General features: G+C 72.2%; 13 protein-coding genes and 2 pseudogenes. 10 read left to right on the plus strand and 5 right to left on the minus strand.

Annotated features, from left to right (window positions below):
* The first annotated feature begins 39 nt into the window (after positions 1-39).
* The 3 genes from ABD343_RS12925 to ABD343_RS12935 are packed head-to-tail and all read left to right on the plus strand — an operon-like array spanning position 40 to position 3,304.
* A complete protein-coding gene (locus tag ABD343_RS12925) occupies positions 40-1,467 on the plus strand; it encodes an amidase (protein ID WP_344527387.1) in 1,428 nt (475 codons plus the stop codon).
* Positions 1,464-1,697 carry a hypothetical protein gene (locus ABD343_RS12930; RefSeq protein ID WP_344527389.1) on the plus strand — a complete coding sequence of 78 codons (234 nt, stop codon included), beginning with the start codon at positions 1,464-1,466 and terminating at the stop codon, positions 1,695-1,697. Before ABD343_RS12925 ends, ABD343_RS12930 begins: the two co-directional genes overlap by 4 nt.
* Positions 1,694-3,304 (plus strand): DHA2 family efflux MFS transporter permease subunit, encoded by a 1,611-nt coding sequence (locus ABD343_RS12935; protein WP_344527391.1) that lies wholly within the window; start codon positions 1,694-1,696, stop codon positions 3,302-3,304. Before ABD343_RS12930 ends, ABD343_RS12935 begins: the two co-directional genes overlap by 4 nt.
* Here ABD343_RS12935 and ABD343_RS12940 read toward each other — a convergent pair.
* Positions 3,213-3,611 carry a helix-turn-helix domain-containing protein gene (locus tag ABD343_RS12940; RefSeq protein ID WP_344527393.1) on the minus strand — a complete coding sequence of 133 codons (399 nt, stop codon included), beginning with the start codon at positions 3,609-3,611 and terminating at the stop codon, positions 3,213-3,215. The two genes, ABD343_RS12935 and ABD343_RS12940, sit on opposite strands and share 92 nt — an antisense overlap.
* Before the next feature lie 110 nt (positions 3,612-3,721).
* On the opposite strand from ABD343_RS12940, the gene ABD343_RS12945 reads away from it, so the two are divergent.
* Both ABD343_RS12945 and ABD343_RS12950 read left to right on the plus strand, forming a co-directional pair.
* Entirely contained in the window at positions 3,722-4,186 is a 465-nt protein-coding gene (locus tag ABD343_RS12945; RefSeq protein ID WP_344527395.1) for a VOC family protein, read from the plus strand.
* A 71-nt stretch (positions 4,187-4,257) separates the two neighbouring features.
* A complete protein-coding gene (locus tag ABD343_RS12950; protein WP_344527397.1) occupies positions 4,258-5,046 on the plus strand; it encodes a YqeB family protein in 789 nt (262 codons plus the stop codon).
* Here the strand turns inward: ABD343_RS12950 and ABD343_RS12955 are convergent.
* Both ABD343_RS12955 and ABD343_RS40995 read right to left on the minus strand, forming a co-directional pair.
* On the minus strand, positions 4,997-5,218 hold the full coding sequence (locus tag ABD343_RS12955) for a hypothetical protein (RefSeq protein ID WP_344527399.1): 222 nt from the start codon (positions 5,216-5,218) through the stop codon (positions 4,997-4,999). The two genes, ABD343_RS12950 and ABD343_RS12955, sit on opposite strands and share 50 nt — an antisense overlap.
* Before the next feature lie 112 nt (positions 5,219-5,330).
* Positions 5,331-5,855, minus strand: a pseudogene (locus ABD343_RS40995) (MFS transporter); the annotation flags it as partial.
* A gap of 296 nt (positions 5,856-6,151) precedes the next feature.
* On the opposite strand from ABD343_RS40995, the pseudogene ABD343_RS12965 reads away from it, so the two are divergent.
* The 5 genes and pseudogenes from ABD343_RS12965 to ABD343_RS12985 all read left to right on the plus strand — a co-directional run.
* Positions 6,152-6,501 (plus strand): annotated as a pseudogene (locus tag ABD343_RS12965) (LysR family transcriptional regulator); the annotation flags it as partial.
* 96 nt (positions 6,502-6,597) lie between these two features.
* Positions 6,598-6,786: a LysR substrate-binding domain-containing protein gene (locus ABD343_RS12970; protein ID WP_344527403.1), complete on the plus strand. Its 189-nt coding sequence runs from the start codon at positions 6,598-6,600 to the stop codon at positions 6,784-6,786.
* Positions 6,787-6,989: 203 nt separating this feature from the next.
* On the plus strand, positions 6,990-7,118 hold the full coding sequence (locus ABD343_RS12975) for a DUF6408 family protein (protein ID WP_344527405.1): 129 nt from the start codon (positions 6,990-6,992) through the stop codon (positions 7,116-7,118).
* A 163-nt stretch (positions 7,119-7,281) separates the two neighbouring features.
* A complete protein-coding gene (locus tag ABD343_RS12980; RefSeq protein WP_344527407.1) occupies positions 7,282-9,345 on the plus strand; it encodes a DNA/RNA helicase domain-containing protein in 2,064 nt (687 codons plus the stop codon).
* A 110-nt stretch (positions 9,346-9,455) separates the two neighbouring features.
* Positions 9,456-11,345, plus strand: a complete 1,890-nt coding sequence (locus ABD343_RS12985; RefSeq protein ID WP_344527409.1) for a DNA/RNA helicase domain-containing protein — start codon at positions 9,456-9,458, stop codon at positions 11,343-11,345.
* Between the two features lie 54 nt (positions 11,346-11,399).
* On the opposite strand, the gene ABD343_RS12990 is transcribed toward ABD343_RS12985, so the two are convergent.
* The gene (locus ABD343_RS12990) at positions 11,400-12,134 is read right to left on the minus strand and encodes an SDR family NAD(P)-dependent oxidoreductase (RefSeq protein ID WP_344527411.1); all 735 of its coding nucleotides are present in this window, start codon (positions 12,132-12,134) and stop codon (positions 11,400-11,402) included.
* Positions 12,131-12,448 (minus strand): hypothetical protein, encoded by a 318-nt coding sequence (locus ABD343_RS12995; RefSeq protein ID WP_344527413.1) that lies wholly within the window; start codon positions 12,446-12,448, stop codon positions 12,131-12,133. Before ABD343_RS12995 ends, ABD343_RS12990 begins: the two co-directional genes overlap by 4 nt.
* Between the last annotated feature and the right edge of the window lie 52 nt (positions 12,449-12,500).

Genomic DNA, 12,500 nt, shown 5'->3' on the forward strand with positions numbered 1-12,500 from the left:
ACACGCCCGTATGTAAGGGCCCGAACGGGAGGTCACCCCTTGCCGGAAGAACAGCCCCGTACCGTCGCCGACGCCGCCCGCGCGCTGCGCGCGGGCACGGTCAGCAGCGTCGCGCTCACCGAGGCGGCGCTCGCCGCCGCCGACGCGCTCGACGCACGCCTCGGCGTCCACCTGGCCCGCTTCGACGCCCGGGCCCTCGCCGCCGCGCGCCGCGCCGACCGCGAACTCGCCACGGGCCGCGACCGGGGCCCCCTGCACGGCATACCGCTGGGCGTCAAGGACGTCCTCGCGACCGCCGAGGGCCGGACGACCGCGCAGAGCCTCGTCCCCACGGGGGCCGCCGTCGACGACGCCGTCGCCGTCGCGCGGCTCCGGGCCGCCGGTGCCGTGATCACCGGCAAGACGACGACCATGGAGTACGGCTGCGGGATGCCGGACCCCGCGAAGCCGTTCCCCGTGCCGCGCAACCCCTGGAATCCGGACCGCTGGACGGGTGGGTCGAGTTCGGGGACGGCCGCGGGGATCGCCGCCGGGATGTTCCTCGCCGGGCTCGGCAGCGACACGGCGGGGAGCATCCGGATGCCCGCCGCCTTCTGCGGGGTGACGGGCCTGGTGCCGACCTACGGCCTCGTGCCGCGCACCGGCTGCGTGCCCCTCGCCTACAGCTTCGACCGCGTCGGCCCCCTGGCCCGCACCGCCCACGACTGCGGCCTGCTGCTGGACGTCCTCGCCGGGCCCGACGCGGGGGACCCGGAGTCCGCGTACGTACGGACGCCGCCCCCGGACACGGGCCCGCCGGCGGGCCTGGAAGGGCTGCGCGTCGGCGTCGTACGGGAGGGGCACGCGCCCGAGGGAGCGGACCCGGCGGTCGCGGGCGCGTTCGACGCGGCCGTGCGCGTGCTGGAGGACCTGGGCGCCCGGACCCGCGCGGTCGTACTCCCGTACCTCACAGAGATGATCACCGCCACTCTCGTGATCACGACCAGCGAGGGCCTGGCCCACCACCGCGCCGGACTCGCCCGCCGCTGGGACGACTTCGCCGCCGGGACGCGCGGACTGCTCGCGCACGGCGCGCTGTTCTCCGGCGCCGACTACGTACAGGCGCAGCGGGCCCGGCGTACGGCGCGCGAGGCCCTGCGCGCGCTCTTCCGCACGGTCGACGTGCTCGTCACCCCCACGGCCTCCCTCGGCGCCCCGCGCCTGGAGGAGCTGACGACGCCAGAGGGGCACCAGGACAACGAGGCGCTGTTCAGCAAGGTCCACACGCCCTACTGGAACGCGGTCGGCCTCCCCGTCCTCGCCCTCCCCATGGGCCTCACCGGCGAGGGCCTGCCGCTCTCGCTCCAGATCGCGGGCCCGCCGTCCGAGGACAGGACGGTGCTGCGCGTCGGCGAGGCGTACCAGGGCCGTACGTCATGGCACCGGCGCACACCCGCGCGCCTCCACGCCGAGGAGGCCGCGCGATGAGCGTCGGCGACGCGCTCGACGCGGCCGGACTGCCCGCCTCCCCCTCCGAACGGCGCGCGCTCGCCCTCGCGCTCCATGCCCTGCGCCCGGCGCTCGACGCGCTGCACGCGGTGCCGATGGCCCGGACGGTGCCACCCGCGCCCCTCTTCCACGCCGGGTTCGCCGATCCCGGCGACGACGGCGACGACGGCGGGGACGGCGGGGACGGCGGGGAAGGGGCGGACCGGTGAGCGGCCGGGAGGGCGGCGGGCCGGGGAGCGTGCTCGCGCTGGCGTGCACCGGGTCGTTCGTCGTGGTCATGGACGCCACGATCGTGTCCGTGGCGCTCCCCGACATCCGTACGGGCCTCGGCTTCGGCCCGTCCGGACTGGCCTGGGTGGTCAACGCGTACACGCTCGCCTTCGCCGGATTCCTGCTGCTGGGCGGGCGGCTGGCCGACGTGTTCGGACAGCGCCGGATGTTCGCCGTGGGCATGGGCGTCTTCACCGTCGCGCGGCTGGCGGCCGGGCTCGCCGCCACGGACGGGCAGTTGCTGGCGGCACGCGCCGTGCAGGGGCTCGGCGGGGCGCTGCTGATGCCGGTGACGCTCTCGCTGGTGACGACGGCGTTCCCCGAACCCGCAGGCCGGGCACGGGCGTTGGGGACCTGGAGCGCGGTCGGCGCGGTCGGCGCCTCGTCGGGGCCGGTGCTCGGCGGTCTGCTGACCGAGTGGGCGGGATGGCGGTGGGTGTTCTTCGTGACGGTCCCGGTCGGAGCGGCGGCCGTCGCGGCGGCGGTACGGGTCCTTCCCCCACGCGTCCTTCCCGCCCGCGCCCCGTCGGCGCGTGCCCCGGAGCGCGGCGGGCGTACGCGCCCCCGCCTGGACGTCACCGGCGCCGTCACCGCGACCGCCGGGCTCGTCGCCGTCGTCCACGGGGTGATGCGCGCGCCCGACACCGGCTGGGCCGGTGCCCCGTTCCTCGGCTCCGTGGGCGGCGGTGCCCTGCTCCTCGTCCTCTTCGCCGTGCACCAGGGACGCTGGGCACGCGAACCGCTCGTGCCCCTGGGCCTCTTCCGGCTGCGCGCGGTCAGCGGCGGCAACGCGGTGATGTTCCTGCTCGGCCTCGGCTTCTTCGCGAGCCCCGTGCTGCTGTCGCTCTACCTCCAGGACGTGCACGGGTACGCGCCCCTGGACGCCGGGCTCGCGTATCTGCCGGTCGGCGCCGCGATGTTCGCGGGCGCGACCGCCGCGAGCCGGGTCTCGCTCCGGCTGGGCCCGCGCCGGGCGGCCGTCGCCGCGTGTCTGCTGGGCGCCGCGGGATACGGCGCCATGGCCGCGCTCGCGGGTACGGACGCCTCGTACGCGGTGTCGGTGATGCTGCCCGGCGCGGTGTTCGGCCTCGGCACGGCCGCCGCGTTCACACCGATCACCGTGTCGGCGACCAGCGGCGTGCCCGCCCACCAGAACGGGCTGGCCGCGGGCGTGCTGAACACCGTCCGGCAGACCAGCGGCGCCGTCGGCCTGGCCGCGCTGAGCACGCTGTCCGCCGCGGTCACGACGGCGGCGGACGGCGACGCCTCCTCGGACGCCTCCTCAACGGGAGGCACGTCCATGGCGACCGCGTCCCGCGCCGCCCTCGCCGAGGGCTACGCGGCGGCGTTCGGCGCCTCCGCCTGTCTCCTGGGCGTCGCCGCGCTCGTGGCGTGGGTGGCGATGCCGCGCGAGCGGGGCCCGGAGGCGGCCACCGAGCGCCCGTTCCCCCGGCTCACGGTCGCGCGACGGGAACGTCGACTCGTTCCCGGAAGCCGGGACAGTCCTCGGGGCTCGTCTCGTGGGGGCAGGCGAGGAGGTGCGTGAGATACGCGTGCGCCGCGTCCAGCGCCGCGCGCCGCCGCTCGATCTCCGCGAGCCGCTCCGTGACGGCTTCCTGCCAGCCGGGGCCCGTCGCGAGAAGGGCGGCCACGTCCTCGATGCCCATCAGCCCCGTCTCCCGCCAGTGCTTGATCAGCGCGATGCGGTAGAGCTGGTCGGTGTCGTACCAGCGCTGGCCGCCCGCGCGCCGCAACGGGGCGATCAGGCCGCGCCGTTCCCAGTAGTGCAGCGTCGAGAGGGGCAGCCCGAAGTGGTCGGCGACCGCGCGTATGGGAGTGAGCGCCTCAGCCATGCCGTCAGCGTAACCAGCGGGCGGGCCGGCCCGGTCGTAGGACGGAGGTCGGACCCCGCTCCGCCCTCGGCCGGAGGAGCCGGGGGCGGCGCGGATGCCAGGGTGGCCCCATGACGACGACGCAACCGCCGCACACGCCGCCCGCCTGGCCCGACCATCTCGCCGTGGGCGCCGTACGGTTCGCGCGGCCGACCGCCCGCTACGACGCGATCGTGTCCTTCTACCGCGACGACCTGGGCCTCCCCGTCCTCGCGAGCTGGCGCGGCCACGCGGGATACGACGGCGTGGTCCTCGGCCTGCCCGGCACGCCGGTCCAGATGGAGATCACCCAGCACGGCACGTCACCCCGCATCCCCGAACCCGACCCGGAGAACCAGCTCGTCCTCTACCTGCGCGGCCCCGAGGCCCGCGACAAGGCCGTGGCCCACATGGAGGCACGCGGCCACACGCCCGTACCGGCCACGAACCCGTACTGGCCGCAGCACGGCGCCGTCCTCTTCGAGGACCCCGACGGCTGGCTCGTGGTCCTGGCCCCCTGGGTCTTCGGCGAGGAGCCCCCGCCGGGTGCCGACTGAGCGACCAAAGTCGACGGGTCAGCGACTTTCGGCGACTGCGCGGCGGGCGGGCCGGTTCCTACGCTTCCGGCATGGTCAACGAGCAGCCCGGCAAGGACATCCCCCACCCCGAACTCCCCGAGCGCCCCTCCCCGGACGGGGCGGCGACCAAGCTCGGGCACCCGCGTTCCGAGCGGGCCCTGCTGCTCGGCGGTCTGCCCCTGGTGGGCGCGGCCCTCGGGGTGGCGCTGCCCTTCCTGGCCCGGCAGCTCGTCAAGCTGCCGACGCTGCCGATGGAGAAGCTGGTCGAGTTCGTGGCGACGCTCGGCGAGGCGTGGCACTACCTCGCCCTGGCAGGCGCCGGCCTGGTCCTGGGGGTGGTGTGCGGCCTCATCGCGCTCACCGAGTCCTTGGAGATCACGCTCACCGACGCCCGTGTCGAGGCCGAGGGGGACGGCACGGAGGAGAGCCTGGCCCGGGAGGACGTCGCGGCCGTCTTCGTCGACGGCAAGCAACTCGTCGTCCTCGGGCGGGACTCGGGCCAGCTTCTCCGCGCCGAGCACGCGGCCCCCGCGGCCGCGCTCGCCGCCGCGTTCCGGGCCCACGGCTACCCCTGGTACGAGGCCGACCCGTACGCGGCCCTCTACCGGCGCTGGATCCCCCACTCCCCCGACACGGGCCCGGAGCTGAACGCCCTCCTCACGGCCCGCAAGGACGCCCGTAAGCGGAAGGACGCGGACGACGTACGCGATCTGACCCGCGCCGCCGAGCGCCTCGGCTACGCCGTCCGCGACAAGGACACCGACCAGTTCTGGCGCCCCCTCGTCCCCGTCACCGAGCAGGAGCATCGGCCCCGGCCGCCTCGGCCACCCGGGGACTGAGCCGTACGGACAGCCGGTGGCCGAACTCCGAGAGCGCGAGGGCGAGGAGCGCGAGGACGGCGGCGAGGTAGCCGAGGCTCGTCGCGCCCGCGGCGGCGAAACCGAGGCCGCCGAGCGCTCCGGCCAGGGCGATGACGAGGCAGAGGATCGAGGCGTTTAGCGAGACGAGCACGGGGGGCGAGGCCCGGGTTGAGGGCGATCAGCCGGTGCTGCTGGGGCGCGCTCATGCTGAACCCGGCGACGGCGAGCACCCCGACATAGCCGACCGCCGGGCCGAACGAGCCTGAGAACAGCGGGAGGACGAACAGGCACAGCGCCATCGCGCCGCGCCTACCGATCCGGTCCGCGAGCGGCGCGAGGCGGTGCCGCAGGCTCTCCGGCGGCGGGGTCACGATGGTGCGCGGCACCAGGCCGAGCAACGCGAGGATGCCGACGACAGCGAGCCCGGCGACGAACCACATCGTCGCCCGCCACCCGAACTGGCTGCCGAACGCGGTGCCGAGGGGCGCCCCGAACGCCGTCGCCGCCGTGAACCCGGTGAGGACGACCGCGATCGCCCGCCCGCGCCGCTCGGACGGCACCAGCGCGGCGCCGGACGCGGCGGCCACCGGCACGAACAGCCCCGTGCCCGCCGCCGCGACGGCGTGCGCGACCAGCAGCAGCCCGAACGTGGGCGCGAGCGCGGCGCCGACCGTACCGACGAGGTAGACGAGCGCGGCGCAGACGAGCGTCACCCGCCGCGACCACCCCGCGGTGACCGTCGCCAGCACGGACCCGAGCAGGGCGCAGGCCAGCGCGTAGACGGTCACGACCTGGCCCGCGGTCGCGAGCGAGACGTCCAGGGGGACCGCAGATGCGGCAGCATTCCAGCCAGCACGAATTCATTCGTGGCGACGGCGAAAACCCCGAAACCCAGAATGGGAACGCTCCACCAGGACGCTTTCCCCGCCGTTATCGATTCCGCCAGGACACCGGCACGCCTCTCCCGAATCCACGCTCTCCGCAAACACGTACATGCTCGATCGGTGAACCCGGCAAGTCCAATAGCGAGATGATCTGATTGCTATACTCGCCGCTTATGGAGATACGGCAGTTGGAGTAATTCGTGGCTGTCGCGGAGGAGCGGAGCTTCACCCGGGCCGCCGCCAGACTGCATGTCGCCCGGCCGGGTGTGAGCACCCAGATCCGCCTGCGGGAGCGGGAGTTGAAGCAGGAGTTGCTCGACCGCTCGGCCCGGACCGTGCGCCTGACGGACGTCGGCGCCACTGTCCTCCCGTACGCCCGCGAGGCCCTCGCCGCCCTCTCCCGCATCCGCGAGGCCGTGGCCGAACACACGGGCCTGCTGCGCGGCCGTGTTTCCCTCGGCATGGTGACTTCGTCCGCCACGGCGTACGATCTGCCGCACCTTCTCGCCGAATTCCACAAAGAGCACCCGGCAATCGAGGTCACCCTCGCCGAGGCGGCCTCCGACGAACTCCTGAATTCCCTGCGCGCGGGCCGTTTCGACGCGGTCACCATTTCCTCGCCGACCTCGCCACGACGGGCCTGGGCGTGGCGATCCTCCCCGCCTCCTACGCCCGCGCCCGCCCCGATTCCCTCCGCGCGACCCCGCTCACCCACCCCCCGCTGCGCGCGCACATCCTCGTCGCCTGGCGCACGACGGCCCCCATGACACCTGCTACGCGCGCACTCGTGGGGCACCTGCGGGAGGCGGTGGATACCTCGGAGCCGGCCCGCTGACGCCCCTTCGGGAATAACTTCTTGCCGGACCAGCCCTGTTGTGAGCTAGCGTTGTCCTGCACCGCATGTCCTCTTGGAGGATGTACGTGACGTGGCCTGGGGACGCACAGGCCCGTTCGGTCCGGTGACATGCCTCTTGATGCGCTCCCGGCGGGAGTCATCCGGCGCTCGTCACCGATCACGACCGAAGGGGACGCATCCGCATGACCGCTGTCGAGTACACGCCCAAGCACCGTAGTTGGGTCCGTGACGTCCTTGTCGGTCTCACGGCGAGCCTCGGCTCGAACCTGATGTGGGAGCTGGCGCAGGCTGTGGTGCACCGCCTCGGCTGAGCCGAGCGGTGGGCGGGCCTTTCGGGGCCCGCCCACACCCTCGTTGGCCCCGAGTTACGCTACGAGTCGTCATCGCGGCCCGACGGGCTTCCGCTCCGCTGCTGTGGAGTTCCGCAGGACATGCCCCCACCCGCGCGAGTCACCTCGTGCCTGGGGATCCTTCGTGCTCCTGCAATTGTCCGCGGCCGAGATCGGGCGGCTCACCGTGGCCCGTGACGGATCAGCGCGTCTTCCGCTCACCGAGCGCCTGATGGCCGCTCATGAAGTGGCCACTGGGCGACCAGCCCCCAGAGGCGAGGTCGTTTCCTGGAACAACAGCATCCCCGTTGTGGCCCAGACTCTGCTCGAATGCGGCCTCGACGAGGTCGAAGTACAGGTCGAGGTCGGCCTGCCACACACCAACTGTGCCGTCGACCTGGTGCTCTGCGGCAAGCACCCCGCCACCGGAACCGACACGTATCTGGCAGTCGAGCTGAAGCAGGTACGGCACGCGACGGTCGACCCCCGCTGCCCGGTCGCCGTCGACCTGGGTTTCGGCGACGGAAAGAACAAGCTGCATCCGGTACGGCAGATTCAACGCTACTGCGAATACATGGTGCGCTACCTGCCCCATCTTCGGGAGGACGAGGACCGGCTGCGGGGAGTGGCGTTCCTCCACAACGCGCGGGACGCCGACGTGGAAGCGCTGTTCGATCTGCCCGAGTCCAACCACGGCTTCCTCTACACCCTGGACGACCTGGACCGGTTCCGCCGGCTCCTCACCGCGCGGTTCGCCCGGGCGTCAGGCAGGCGTGCGGCGCTCGCGCTGGTCCAGGACCGCAGCGATCCGCTCCTGAAGGTCACCGACGTGGCACGGCAGCGGTCCACCACCGGCGGCGGTCTCGCTCTCCTCGATGAGCAGTGCCTCGCGTTCGACCTGATCGCCCGCCATCTGGAGAAGACCGCACCTCATACGGGATACGACGTAGGCCTGTTCCAGCCCGACGAGGCCGAGATCCAGGCGGTGGCGGCACCCGGTCCTGACAGGAAGCGCGTCTACATTCTCCGGGGCGGCCCCGGCAGCGGAAAGAGCGCCGTGGCACTGGAACTGCTGCGCGAACTCGGCGGCCAGGGACGCGAGGCGGTGCTGGCGAGTGGATCCCACGCCTACACGGAGACGCTGCGTGAGATCCACAGAGGCACGGCGCGCCCGGGGCAGAAGAGGGACAAGGACCAGTCGGCGCAGAAGCTCTACCGGTACTTCAACAGCTTCACCGAGGTCCCTGCCGACAGCATTGACGTCCTGATCTGCGACGAGGCCCATCGGTTGCGGCGCAGTTCGACGCACCGGTGGACCGCGAAGGAGTTCAGGGACGACAGCCGGCCACAGGCCGTCGAGCTGATCAATGCCGCCAAGGTGCCGATCTTCCTGCTCGACGACCATCAGTCCATCCGTCCGGACGAGGTGGGCGCTGCCGCCTACCTCAAGAATCTCGCCCAAGAACACGGCTGCCTGGTCGAAGTGATCGATCTCGAGGGAACGTTCCGTGCCGGAGGCAGCAAGCAGTATCAGGGTTGGGTCCAGCAGTTGCTGGGGCTGGGCACTTCCGACCCGGTGCCGTGGCGGCCGGACGGACGTATGACGCTCACGGTCGCCGATTCCCCTGAGCAACTGGAGCAGTTCATCCGCGCCCGTCACCTCGAAGGAGCCACGGCACGGATCACCGCGGGCTTCTGCTGGCCGTGGAGCGCCCCGGACGGGGAACGTCTCGTCGATGACGTGCAGATCGGCTGCTGGCACCGGCCCTGGAACGTCAAGCCGGAGCACAGCGTTCCCGACGCGCCCAGGTCGGACCTGTGGTCGACGGACCGCCGGGGCGTGGGCCAGATCGGCTGCGTCTACACGGCTCAGACCTTCGAATACGACTGGAACGGCGTCATCATCGGGCCCGACCTGCTGTTCCGCGACGGCACGTTCCAGGTCAACCGGGAGGCGTCCCGCGATCCGGCCTTCACCAGCAAGATCGAGGACGAAGCCGTTCGGAGGTGCGTTCTCAACGCCTACCACGTGCTCCTCACACGAGGTGTGGTCGGCACAGTGCTCTACGCGGTAGACCCGGATACGCACAACGAACTGCGCAGGCTCATCGCAGGCACCATCGGCATGCAGCAACGCGACGGCGCCGCGCCTCAGCTCACCGCCGAGGGAGCACATGTACCACCGGACTACCGTTGGCACCACGGGTAGCCTGGGCTGCGTCGTAGCTGCGGCCCGCCGGGCTTCCGCTCCGCCTCGCGGAGTCATCGAGGACATGCCCCCACCCGCACGGGTTCCTTCGTGCTGCCTGGGGGCGTCCCTTGCTGTTCCGCGACTCCGCCGCCGCGGTCGCCGCCGAGTGCCTGTCCGGTGCTCTCTTCTTCCGCCTGACGGAGCAGTTCGTGCATGTGCACGGCCACAAACCGAGTGCGTCCGAGGTCCGCTCGTGGGAGCGGAGCATCCCGGCGCTCGCCAACGCGCTCAACGACGCGGGACTCGGACAGGTGGAAGTGCTCCTCGAGTACGGGCTGCCGCTGAACAGCAAGCGGGCCGACGCCGTCCTGGCCGGGGTACACCCCGGGTCCGGGATGCCCTCGTACGTCGTCGTGGAACTGAAGCAGTGGAGCAGCGCCGAGCCGGATGACGACGACCCGGCGCTGTGCCGCGTAGACGCGTACACCCGAGCGGTGCTGAACCCCGTGCACCAGGTGCGCGGCTACTGCGAGTACCTCATCTCGTTCAACGGGGCGCTGTCCGGGTGCCCAGAACGTGTCAGCGGCGCCGCATACCTTCACAACGCCACCCAGTTCGGGGTCAACGGACTCTTCGAAGCGGAGCGGGACCAGCACGGCCAGCTCTTCATCGGCGAGCGGCGCGGGGAGTTCATCGACTTTCTGCGCACGAGGCTGGCAGCCGAGTCCGGGGCTCCGGCCGCGGACGAGCTGCTCAAGGGGAAGATCAGCCCCTCCAAGCAGCTCATGGCCGTGGCGGCCCGCGAGGTGCGGGAGCGCGAGCAGTTCGTGCTGCTGGACGAACAGATGATCGCCTACCGCACGGTTCTCAACGCCGTCCGCCGAGCCAAGCGCGCCGACCACAAGGAGGTCGTGGTCGTCACCGGTGGCCCCGGCACGGGCAAGAGTGTCATCGCGCTGTCTCTCCTCGGCGAGCTGTACCGGCAGGACATCAGCGCGCTCCACGCGACGGGTTCCAGCTCGTTCACGACGACGATGAGGAAGGTGGCGGGCACCCGGAAGCGGGAGGTGAAGAACCTCTTCAAGTACTTCAACAGCTTCATGGCCGCCGAGCGCAACGGGCTCGATGTCCTCATCTGCGACGAGGCCCACCGTATCCGGGAGACCTCGGCCAACCGCTATACCCCGGCGGCGAACCGCACCGGCAAGGCCCAGGTCGAGGAACTCATCGACGCGGCACGTGTCCCGGTCTTCCTGCTGGACGAGCATCAGGTGGTCCGGCCCGGCGAGATGGGGACCGTGGAGGAGATCAAGGCGGCGGCCGCGAAGAAAGGTCTCCGCTGCGAGGTGGTGCCGTTGGACAGCCAGTTCCGGTGCGGCGGCAGCGATGCGTACCTGCGGTGGGTGGTGAGGCTGCTGGGCCTCGAGCCGGACGGCCCCGTGGTGTGGGAGCCCGACGGGAAGATGCAGCTCGTGGTCGCGGACAGTCCGCAGGAGATGGAAGAGTTTCTCGACGACCGCCGCTCCAAGGATTACAGCGCCCGCATGTCCGCGGGCTACTGCTGGAAGTGGACGAAGAAGGTGGCGCCCGGTCAAGCGCTGCCCGCGGACGTCGTCATCGGGGCGTGGGAACGGCCCTGGAACGTCTACGGTGACCGAGCCGTCGGAGGCGCACCACCGGCCGCCCTCTGGGCCACGGACCCGGCCGGCTTCGGCCAAGTGGGCTGCGTGTACACGGCGCAGGGCTTCGAGTACGACTGGAGTGGCGTCATCATCGGGCCCGACCTCGTGTGGCGGGGTGACCGCTGGATCACCGACCGTACGGCGTCCAAGGACCCTGTCTTCAAGAAGTCGACCCCCGCCGCGGACGTGGACCGGCTCATCCGGAACACGTACAAGGTGCTGCTGACGCGCGGCATGATCGGCACGGTGGTGTACTCCACGGACGCCGAGACGCGCGAGAAACTGCGCGAACTGTCCGGCACGACCGCGGACCTCGTGCCCGCGGCATCGTCCTAGCGGCCGGAACGGGGCGGCACGTCGGCGGGACGCCCGCCCACGTCATCCTCCTTCCTACGCCCGGCGGCCGCCGTCCACCGACAGGGCGATGCCCGTGACGTAGGACGCGGCGTCCGAGGCGAGCCAGACCGCCGCGGCGGCGGCCTCCGACGGGGCGGCCAGGCGGCCGAGCGGGGTGCCCGCCTCCTGGGCCGCGATCATGTGGGTGCCGACCGCCTGGTCGAAGCCGGGGGTGCGGGTGGGGCCGGGGCAGACGGCGTTGACGCGGATGCCCTCGCCCGCGTGGTCGACGGCGGCGACCTTGGTGAGGCCGACGACACCGTGCTTGGCGGCGACGTAGGCGGGGGCGGTCGGGATGGCGTACAGGCCGCCGTTGGAGGCGATGTTGACGAGGGCGCCGCCGCCGCGCTCGCGCAGGGCCGGCAGTTCGTGCTTCATGCAGAGGAACGTCCCGGACAGGTTGACGTGGACCACCCGTTCGAACTCGGCCAGGGGCATCGTGTCGATCCGGCGGCCGTGCGAGGCCATGCCCGCGTTGTTGACGGCGAAGTCGAGGCCGCCGAACTCCGTGACCGTACGCGCGACGGCGTCCCGTACGGAGGGCTCGTCGGCGATGTCGGCGGTGACGGCGAGCGCCTCGCCGCCGTCCTTCCGGATCGTCTCGGCGGTCTCGGCCGCCGCGTCCGCGTCGATGTCGCAGACGGCGACGGCGGCGCCGAGGCGCCCGAACTCCAGTGCCGCCGCACGGCCGATCCCGCTCCCGGCGCCGGTGACGAGCCCCGCCCTCACGCCAGGGCCTCGTGATTCGCCCAGGCGACCTTGTACGGGTGCCGGGCCTGCCAGCGCTGGATGAGGTCGTGCAGGCCGGGCGCCTCGAACGCCTTCGCCAGCGCGTCGGTGTCGGCCAGGCCGAGCCGTACGATCACGGTCGCGATGAACGCGGGAATGGCCTCCTCGCCGGGGACGGACAGATGCCGCCGGGCGGCCACGGACCGCACGTGACCGGAGTCGAGCATGACGCGTTCGATGTCTGCGAGGTATTGGTCCAGCTCGGCGTCGGGAACGGGCTGGTCGAAGGATACGAGCATCGTGTGGTAGATCATGCGGCAATTCTGGGCGTGGAACGCCACCGCCGTCCAAGACCCATTCGCCATC

The organism is Streptomyces albiaxialis (assembly GCF_039530985.1).
Classification (GTDB): domain Bacteria; phylum Actinomycetota; class Actinomycetes; order Streptomycetales; family Streptomycetaceae; genus Streptomyces; species Streptomyces albiaxialis.